We start from the raw sequence: 9699 nt of genomic DNA, 5'->3' as shown, positions 1-9699 counted from the left end.
AAATTTGCTGCCTTTTGAGCATCTAAATTTATTTTAGATTTTCTTCCTTTTTTCTTTTCCATAGCAAAAGAATTATAACCAAACTTTTTGTATTTTTCTATTACTGAATAGCATGCTGAATAAGAATTTTTCATTATTTTAGATATTTCTAAAATGCTAAAATCTTGAAGATATAATTCAACAATTTTTATTTTTTGATCAAGTTTTAATTTCAAATAGCCTTTTATATCTCTATTTCATTTGCTTCTTTTTTCTTTTTTAAATTTGAATTGCATAAAAATGAACCCCTTTCCAAAAAGTCCGGAATTTGGGGTTCACTCTATTTTGAGTCTTTTTTTATTATTTAGAAAACTTATTCCTTTTTATTTATAAATTGTTCTTTTGCACAGATATTTGCTTCACATTCATTTCTTTTAATTAATTGAATGTGGAATATTCCTTTTCACATTCATGCAAATGCAGGAGCTAAGAATGCACCCAATGCAAACATTGCAAGGTCTAATAAAATAACAACCGCAATTTTTCCACCTTTGTAAAATAAAGGTTTATCAAAATTTAGAAATGTATAAACTACAATATTGTATTTTGCATATTCGTCTTTGCTACCTGCATTTTTTAAACCTAATAATGGTTTTCCTATAAAAAACATTACCATAGCCATAAAGAAGTAAAGTAGTACAGCAACATTTGTTAATCATAGTTGTGTTTTAGTTAATTTAATTTGTTTTCTTGCAAAACCTAAAGTAATAAAACCAGCAAAAGGATTTATAGCATGCAATATAAATGAAGGAACAGCTGCACTAGGATTATTTCAAACTCCATTTTTTAGGGATACAAAGAAAATTAAAGTTCAATATATAACAAATGTAATTGTTATGTTGACTACAGCAAAAAAGTAAAAGAATTGACTTTTTTGTCTTTGAGCATGTAAAGGATATACAATCATAGCAATTGCTAACATTCAATTACTAATCATTGTAAATGATGTCCCTTGGTTTCACATAAGAGCTAAACCATTAGGATAAAATTCATTTCCATTAGCACCTAAACCAATCAAAGTATCAACATTAGAACTTTTTAGTTGTGCTATTGCTTTTTGAATGGCATGTATATTCATATAATGTAAAAGAATTGAAAAGTCAATAATTAACAATACAATCCCTAATATAAATATAATTTTTAAAATTGTTTTTCATTCCTTAAATTTTTTAAAAAAGCAAGGACATGATTTTGTTTTTGTTTCTTGATTTTCAGTATTTTGATTCATAATATAATGATTATATATTAAAATGCTTATTTTTTCAAGTTTAAAATATATAATTAAATATAGTAAACAAATATTTATAAAATTCAAGGAGATAATTAATATGGAATTTAAAGAAGTAAGAACTAAAATAGTTGCAACTATTGGGCCATCTTCAAATAATTATGAAACTATGAAAAACTTATTTGAAGCCGGGGTAACTACAGTTAGATTGAATTTTTCACATGGAGATATTATAGCTCATGAAAAAAATTTTGATTTAGCAAAAAAGGTTGCAAAAGATTTAAATATACCACTTTCTTTAATGTTAGATACCAAAGGTCCTGAAATAAGAATTGGTAAAATGGAAAATGATATATGTAAAATTGAAAGTAATACTAAATTAAAAATTAGATGCAATGAAAAAGAATTTAGTGAAAAAATAGGAAATAACAAAGTTATTTATGTATCTTATCGTATGGATAAAGACGTAAAAAAAGGAACTAAAATTCTTTTAGATGATGGAAAATTAGTAACTGAAGTTTTAAATGTTAAAAATGAAGAAATTGAAGTGATAACCAAAAACACACATATGCTAAAAACTAATAAAAGAGTTAATATTCCTGGAGTCGATTTTTCTTTACCATTTATGAGTGAAAAAGACAAAAATGACATTGCTTGAGGTGTTAAATATGGCGTAAACATTATTGCCGCTTCATTTGTTAATTCAGCTAAAAATGTAGAAGAAATTAGAAATATAATTAAAAATACTGATCCTAATTCTTTAACAAAGATATGCTCTAAAATTGAATCTAAAAAAGCAATAGAAAATATTGATGAAATAATTAAAGCTAGTGATGCAATTATGATAGCTCGTGGTGATTTGGGGCTTGAAATTGATTATTTTGATGTTCCTTATTATCAAAAAATAATTATTAGAAAATGCTCTTTAGCTGGTAAGCCTGTAATAGTTGCAACACAAATGTTGGATTCAATGGAAAAAAGTCCATTACCTACAAGAGCAGAAGTAACTGATGTTTATTGTGCTGTAGAACTTGGAGCTGACGCAACGATGCTTTCAGGTGAAAGTGCTAGTGGACTTTATCCTGTTGAAGCTGTTAAAATTATGTCAAGAATAGCAAAACGTGCTGAAACAGAATATTACACAGAACTTTTTTATAATACACAATTAAAAGCATTATCTCAAGATGCAAGTCCTAGAATGAAAATTGCATATGAAATTGCAAAAAAATTAAAAGATGGTAAATATAAATTTGCAGTTGTACTTTCTCATTCTGGTGAACTTCTTAAAGAAGTTTCTTCATATAGACCCAATGCATTTGTAATTGGCATTGTTAGTGACAACAAATATGTAAACCAATATGGCATAACTAATGGAATTTTTTGTGAAGTTGATTCTGAAAATGAAAGAAATTTAATTAAAAATGATCATGAAAAAGCAAAAAGTGTTATTACTAAATATAATGCTAAAAAAGGCGATAATTTTATAGTAGTTGATGGCTTAAATATTACAGAACATACTTACTAAAAAAATTAATAAGAAAAAAAGAAGGGACACCTTCTTTTTAAAATTATTCTTCATTTTTGAAATTTGTTATTTCTTGTTGAATTTCTGGCGAAATCATTTGATTTTCAAAATCATTAGGATTAGTAGAATCAATTGTGTTTAAACATCTAATTTGATATGTAACAATAATTGTGTTCTTATTTTTCTTTTCGAGTTTTACATTATAAGGTTCAGATTTAAATTCAACAAATTTATAATTTCAAATTACGCTTGCATCATATGGGTCAAACTTTAATAAATTTGAATTAGTTTTATATTGTTCAATAAATTCAGTTGGAGTTATTTCATTAATATTTATAACATCTTCATTAACTCTTGGTATGTCTAGTGAATTAATAAATCAAGACGACATTTGTTCTAATTCTTTAAGTGAATTATATAAATCCAAAATAACGTTGGGATTTTTGGTTTCACTGTTAGAATCTTCTTTTGCTTTATCAACAAATTTTTTAATTTGTTTTTTTGCATATGGAATCTCAATAGAAGCTTCTAAACCTTTAGCATATTGTTCAATAACTGCTTTAAGAAAATCATCATAATGTTCTAAAATAATGTCTGATATAAATTTAGTTGATTCAAAATAAAGTTTTTCTAAACTATCAATAGTTGCATGTTCATTATATTCAGATAATTTGCTAGTAATTTCTTCTGACTTATTATTTATTGCATTAGTTATACTTTCGACTGTTGCATCAACTGCTTGTCCATATAAGCTAGAATAAAAGCCAGCAATCATTCCTAAAGCAGGTCAACCTTTAGAACTTAATTTACTTAAATCTTCGTTTAATTTGTTACCATCTTCTCATTTAGCAGCATAACGATTAGGGTCATTAGGATTTATTAATATAGTAAGTATTTGATCATATACTCTCATTACTTTCTTTTCATATTCCTTGTTTTCTTTTTCTAATTCAATAACAGCATTTTTTAATTCTGCTAATTTAGCTGGGTCATTAGTTTCATTATATTCTTTAACTAATTTATCAACTTTTTCTTTGGCTTGGGTTGCTTTTTGATTCTCATCTTTTAAAAATTCTGATGAATTTTTTAAAGAATTAAATTGTAATGGTGATTTATCTGCTTTAGATTCAACTTTTTCTTCATTAACAAATATTTCGTTTAATTTATCTGTTAATTCAGGTTGCCCTTCAATAACTTCAATTTTTCTAAAACCTTCAAATTTAAGTTCAAATTCTGTAAATTCCTTACCTTGGAATTTTCCATTAACTTTTATAGTTAATATTCCTTCTTTATCATTAAAAGATACTACAGTCGCTTTATCTAATTCAAAGCCTTGTTCACTTAAAGCTTTTAAAGCATCTTCATTTTTTGAAGAAGCTAAAGATCTATCAAATTTAGAATCATAGATTGCTCTAATTTTGTCTTTATTTTCTTGACTTAAATTTTTATCTTCTTTTTTGTTGCATGAACAAGATACAAACGCAAAAGGAGCTAATAGAGAACTTAAAGTTATAGCACCTCAAAATATTCTTTTATTTTTCATATTATTATCCTTTCAAAAAATCAATTTTCGTTAAGCGGTAATATTATAAAGGAAAAATATTTTTTATTAAAAATTTATATTTATTTTAAATTAAATTAAAAATACAATATTAACTTTTTTGTTTTAATATAACTTTTTTAATTAAAGATTCAAATTTAATAACATCTAATGCTTCTTTGCCAATCAAAAAACCATTAACAGAATTAATCTCCATTAAATGATTAATATTATTATTTGAAACTGATCCACCATATAATACAGGCTTATTAATTTTTTCTTTAATTAAAGAAATGACATGTTCAATATGACAATTTTCGGGCACTAAACCAGTACCAACAGAGTATATAGGTTCATATGAAATTAAAATGTTTGAATTTAAATCAATATCCTTAAGTGCAATATCTAATTGTTTTTTAATTACACTCATAGTTTGTTTTTGATTAAATTCTTCTAATGTTTCACCAACACATAAAATAGGGGTTATATTATTTTTTAAACATAATTTAATTTTTTGATTAATTATTTCATCTGTTTCATTAAAATGTTTTCTTCTTTCATTATGTCCGACTAAAGTAAATTTAATATTTAAATCGCTTATATTATCTATAGTACATTCACCAGTATAAGGTCCTGATTCAAAATTAGATATATTTTGTGCTCCTATATTTAAATTCTTACCATATTCTAAATTTAATGATAAAGAACTAGGGCATAAAGCAAAACCAATATATATTTGCTTTGCATAATTATTAACTTCAACTAAGTGACTAATTTCTTTTAAAAAATGTTTGGCTTTAGAATAATTTAAGTTTGACTTAAAATTTCCTATTAAATAATATTTTTTATCGAATAATGACATTTTAAAACTCCTTATTTATTTTACCAACCAGGGTATCATACATAAAATTGCAACTATAGGTAACAAAACTAAGATGTAAAAAACTAAATTAGTCATATGTGTTTTTCTAGATTCTTTTAATTCTTTATCGCGATTGTATTTTTCTCTTTGTCTAGCAATAATAGCGTTTTGTTCATTAACTGATGTAGTTGAATCGAATTGTTGCTTTGCTAATTTATATATTTTTCTTTCATCATGAGATTTTACAATAGCATTAATAATACCTTTTGCAAAGCCTCATCTAAATAAAAGAACGAAACCATTAATAGAAAAAATTACGATACTTGAAAAAGTTATTGAATCTATTCAACCTTTTTTAGCTGCATAATTAATAATTAACATTAATGAAACATAAATTATTAAAGTTATTGCTAAATATAATAATGAAAATAGATTTCAACTATCTTTTCAATATTCTTTAAATGTTCTTTTTTCTTTCATATATACCCTTTAATAGTATTATTTTACATTAAATATTCAATTTTATAATGAATAAGTAATAAGAGTACTTTATTATACAAAATAAAAAGCCTCAACTTAATGAGACTTTTTCTGTTTTACTCTATTTTATAAAATTATTTTTTTGATTTTGAACTAAAAGTTTTTTTAGAAGTTTTTGCTTTTTTGTTTGTTTGAATTAAAGTATAATCCGATTCTTCAATACCTTTATTTTCTTCTACTTCTTTAGCTTTTCTTATTTTTGTTCATTCTTTAACTTGTGCATTAGTTCCATAAACATAATGATCAGGACCTACATTAAAGAATTCTGGTACATTAGGAAATCTTTGTTCATTTAAATAATCTAGTTCAAAAGAAACATTTTGGAATTTTTCATTTGAATTAGAAATTTTTGGTATAGCTTTAAACAAGTTAATTGTATATGGATGAATAGGGTTTTCATAAATTTGTTCAGTTTTTCCATATTCAACAATTTTACCTAAGTGCATTATTTGAATATAATCTGCGACGTATTCAACCATTGAAAGGTCATGTGCTATAAAAATTAAACCAATATTTTTCTTAGCACATAATTCTTTTAATAAGTTAACAACTTGTGCTTGAATAGAAATATCAAGTGAAGCAATAGGTTCATCAGCTACAACAATAGTAGGGGAAGAAATTAAAGCACGTGCAATAACAATTCTTTGTAATTGACCGCCCGAGAATTCATGAGGATATCTATATGCAAATTGCTTTAATAGTCCAACATCTTCTAAAGCTTTATAAATCATGGTTTTATATAATAAACCAGAAATAATAAATCTAGCAAGTGGTTTTAAAAATGCTGAGTCGAAAATATTTTTTCTTTCTGTTCATGGTTTAGCATGCTCATTATTTTCTTTTGCGATTTTTGCATTTTTAATATTTTGGTCAACTCATTTTTCATCTATACCTAATAAAAGGTGTAATTTTTTAATATCTTTTTCAAGATATTTCTTTTCAATATCAAATGACTTAAGCGATTCTTCTTTTAAGAATAAATCGGTTTTATATATAGTAATAATTGATTCAATTTCTTTTTTAGAATTAGTATCGCCTAACTTAATTTGAGTTCTAAGAAAGTTTCAAAATTCATTTTTATATTCAGCATATTTTTTATTACAAAATGTTTGTTGATCAACTAAATTTTTGTAGTCAGCTTCTAACTCATTAATTTCATTGTAATATTTTTCAATTTTTGTTTTATAAGTTTTTAGGTATTCTTCCATGTTTTCCATGTACTTTTCTTCAGCAAGTTTGAAAACATTTTTTGCTTCTTCAATTTGTTTATTTATTTCATCAAAGTTTTTATTTTTCTTATTCTTTTTATCTTCAAAAACAATATTTAATAATGATCTATGATTATGTTTTAGTTCATGTAATTCTTTATACAATTGTTTTTCATTTTTAGAAGATAATTTGATATATTCATCAACATCAAATTTAAAATTATTTTTAATAATTTCTCTAATTTTTGTTTTAGCATCTAATGTAAAATTAATTGACTCTAAATGGTCTAAATAAAACTTGTGAGCGTATTCTTCCAATTCATTAATTAATTTTCTAATTAAATCGAATTCTAGATAATTCAACTTTGTTCAAAATGATTTTATTGTTTCTGCTTTTTTAGCAAATAATAATTCATTTTTATAGTTATGAATATAAACTTCTAAATCAATAGAAGATAACCTTGCAATATTAGAGATAGACTTTTCATTGTTATATTCTTGAATATAGTTTAAGAATGTATTTTTAGATTCCCTAACAAGTTCTTGAATGTATTCTTTTTTAGTTGCAATTTCCTTTTTAACTTCTTTTGCTTGTTTAAGTGCTTCAAAAGCTTCTGGAGAGTACTTAGCTAAAATTAATACTTTATCAAGTTCTTTCTTTGCTTTAATAAATGCTAGTTCCGGAGCAGATAAATCATTATTTCTATATTTTGTTTGGCATTCATAATAAAGTTCTAATAATTTAGTTGTATTAGAATACATATTATTAATAATTTGACTTTCCATAATTTGTTTTTCTTCAAGATAAGAAAAGAAATTAATAAAGTTATCTTCATTTGAAATATTTGCGTCAAATTTAAAGTTAGAAAAGTTTTTTACTCACTTATTAAAGAATAGTCTTGCAGCTTTATTTATTTCTTTATAGTTTTGAGTTTGAAGAGCCATAGTATTTAATTGGAATGTAAATTTAAAACTTTGTTTTACATCATTTCAATCAGAAAAAATATCATCTAATTTTTCTTTCATTATTCCATTAACAACTAATGGTTCTTTAAGGATTGAATAAATAGTTTTTTGGCCATTTAAAGAAGCGTGTGGATCTTGGAAGATCATTTGAATATTTCTTCTCAAGAATTTTCTTCTTTTGTCAGTTATTTTTCTACCTGAAACTATTTTACCGTTTAATCTAACAAATCCATTATAGTCTTCATACAATCTAAGTAATGAACGACCGACAGTGGTTTTACCCGAACCTGATTCACCAATAAGCCCAACAATTTCACCTTCGTGAACATCAAAAGAAACATCATCAACTGCTTTGTTAATAATACCTTGATTAATAAAATATTTTTTTATTTTATCTAAAGATAAAATGACTTTCTTTTCTTCGTTATTATTTTCCATTTTTAAATGCTTTCTTAAATGCGTTGATACGCTTTAATAAATTTTCTGATAATGTAACTTTTGGAGCTTTTGGATGAAGCAATCATGTAGCAGCTGAGTGAGTTTTTGTTATTTGGATTAAAGGTGGCTCTTTAACAAAGTCAGCTTCCAAAGCATATTCATTTCTAGGTGCAAAAGGATCACCTACGGGTAAATTAGCCATATCTGGCGGAGTGCCGGGAATGTTATAAAGCTTTTCATCTTTATTTTCTGGAATAGCAGATATTAATGCTCAAGTATATGGATGTGCAGGGTTTGTAAATATTTCTTCTTTAGTACCACATTCTACAATTTTTCCTGCATACATAACATAAATATAATCACAGAATTTTGCAATAACTGAAATGTTATGACTAATTAAAATTATAGAAATGCCCATTTTTTGACGAATATCTTCGAACAATGCTAAAACAGATGCTTGAACTGTAGGGTCAAGAGCAGTAGTAGGTTCGTCAGCTATTATAATATCAGGTTTTAATGCAACAACCATTGTTATAACAATTCTTTGTTTCATTCCTCCTGATAATGTATGAGGATAAGCTAAAAAGATTTGTTCGGCATTTCTTAAACCAAATGTTTTTAGAAGACCAATCAAGTAGTTTTTCTTTTCATTAAATGGTTTTTCTGCTCAATCCTTATTATTATTAAGAGCATCAAGTAATTGTTTGCCAATTGTTCTTGTAGGGTTTAAACTAGTTAAAGGATCTTGAGGAATATATCCAATTTTTTGCCCGCGAATATATTGTCAATATTTATCTTTTTTAATTCTTGTAAGCTCTCAATTATTAATTTGAATTTTATCAGCACTAATAATACCTTGTTCATTAACATGAATTAAAGTTTTAGATGTAACACTCTTACCAGAACCAGATTCACCAACAAGTCCAATTATTTGGCCTCGATAAACATCTAGATCAATTCCACGAATTATATGAATTTGTCTTTTTCTACCAATAGGGAATGAGACGTGTAAATTTCTAACTTCTAAAATTTTTCCGTTTTCTAAATCTTTAGTTTCTCAACCTTTTGTTATTTGTTGAATTTTTTGGTAATATTTTTGTTTTTTAGTTAAAGTTATTTTTTTGTCTTTAGATTTTTCTAAAGCCTTAATATCTATTTTCTCTTCTGATTTTTCTAATTCAGAATCATTATCTAATTTAACTTCTATTTTTTGTTTTTTAGGTTCTTCTTTTTTTGCTAAATCTTTTTCAATTGGTTTTTCTTTAACTTCTTCAATGCTTTCTTCATTTTCTAATTCATCTAAACTAATTTCTTTTGTTAATTTTTTGTTTTTGTTTTGAGTGGATGATTTAT

At 25.1% G+C, this 9699-nt stretch carries 8 protein-coding genes; 1 reads left to right on the top strand and 7 read right to left on the bottom strand.

Annotated elements, in window-relative coordinates:
• Together F795_RS0102825 and F795_RS06865 are read right to left on the bottom strand one after the other, a co-directional pair.
• On the bottom strand, positions 1 to 275 hold a 275-nt coding region (locus F795_RS0102825; RefSeq protein WP_022936214.1), incomplete at its 3' end, for a helix-turn-helix domain-containing protein.
• A 77-nt stretch (positions 276 to 352) separates the two neighbouring features.
• Positions 353 to 1267, bottom strand: a complete 915-nt coding sequence (locus tag F795_RS06865; RefSeq protein WP_129619135.1) for an MAGa3780 family membrane protein — start codon at positions 1265 to 1267, stop codon at positions 353 to 355.
• A gap of 100 nt (positions 1268 to 1367) precedes the next feature.
• Between F795_RS06865 and pyk the strand changes: the two genes are divergently transcribed.
• Positions 1368 to 2792 carry a pyruvate kinase gene (pyk, locus tag F795_RS0102815; protein ID WP_027120302.1) on the top strand — a complete coding sequence of 475 codons (1425 nt, stop codon included), beginning with the start codon at positions 1368 to 1370 and terminating at the stop codon, positions 2790 to 2792.
• Between the two features lie 43 nt (positions 2793 to 2835).
• On the opposite strand, the gene F795_RS06860 is transcribed toward pyk, so the two are convergent.
• The 5 genes from F795_RS06860 to F795_RS0102790 all read right to left on the bottom strand — a co-directional run bounded on the left by F795_RS06860 (position 2836) and on the right by F795_RS0102790 (position 9391).
• Entirely contained in the window at positions 2836 to 4335 is a 1500-nt protein-coding gene (locus F795_RS06860) for a hypothetical protein (RefSeq protein ID WP_022936211.1), read from the bottom strand.
• A gap of 109 nt (positions 4336 to 4444) precedes the next feature.
• A complete protein-coding gene (locus F795_RS0102805; protein ID WP_022936210.1) occupies positions 4445 to 5194 on the bottom strand; it encodes a triose-phosphate isomerase in 750 nt (249 codons plus the stop codon).
• Positions 5195 to 5209: 15 nt separating this feature from the next.
• The gene (locus tag F795_RS06855; RefSeq protein ID WP_022936209.1) at positions 5210 to 5674 is read right to left on the bottom strand and encodes a hypothetical protein; all 465 of its coding nucleotides are present in this window, start codon (positions 5672 to 5674) and stop codon (positions 5210 to 5212) included.
• Positions 5675 to 5808: 134 nt separating this feature from the next.
• A complete protein-coding gene (locus F795_RS03580; RefSeq protein ID WP_022936208.1) occupies positions 5809 to 8346 on the bottom strand; it encodes an ATP-binding cassette domain-containing protein in 2538 nt (845 codons plus the stop codon).
• Entirely contained in the window at positions 8336 to 9391 is a 1056-nt protein-coding gene (locus F795_RS0102790; RefSeq protein WP_129619166.1) for an ABC transporter ATP-binding protein, read from the bottom strand. The genes F795_RS03580 and F795_RS0102790 overlap by 11 nt, the downstream gene beginning before the upstream one ends.
• Between the last annotated feature and the right edge of the window lie 308 nt (positions 9392 to 9699).

The sequence above is a fragment of the Metamycoplasma orale ATCC 23714 genome (assembly GCF_000420105.1).
Classification (GTDB): Bacteria; Bacillota_I; Bacilli_A; order Mycoplasmatales; family Metamycoplasmataceae; genus Metamycoplasma; species Metamycoplasma orale.
The sequence above is the reverse complement of the archived record's forward strand: the minus strand, read 5'-3'. Positions and strand labels throughout refer to the sequence as shown.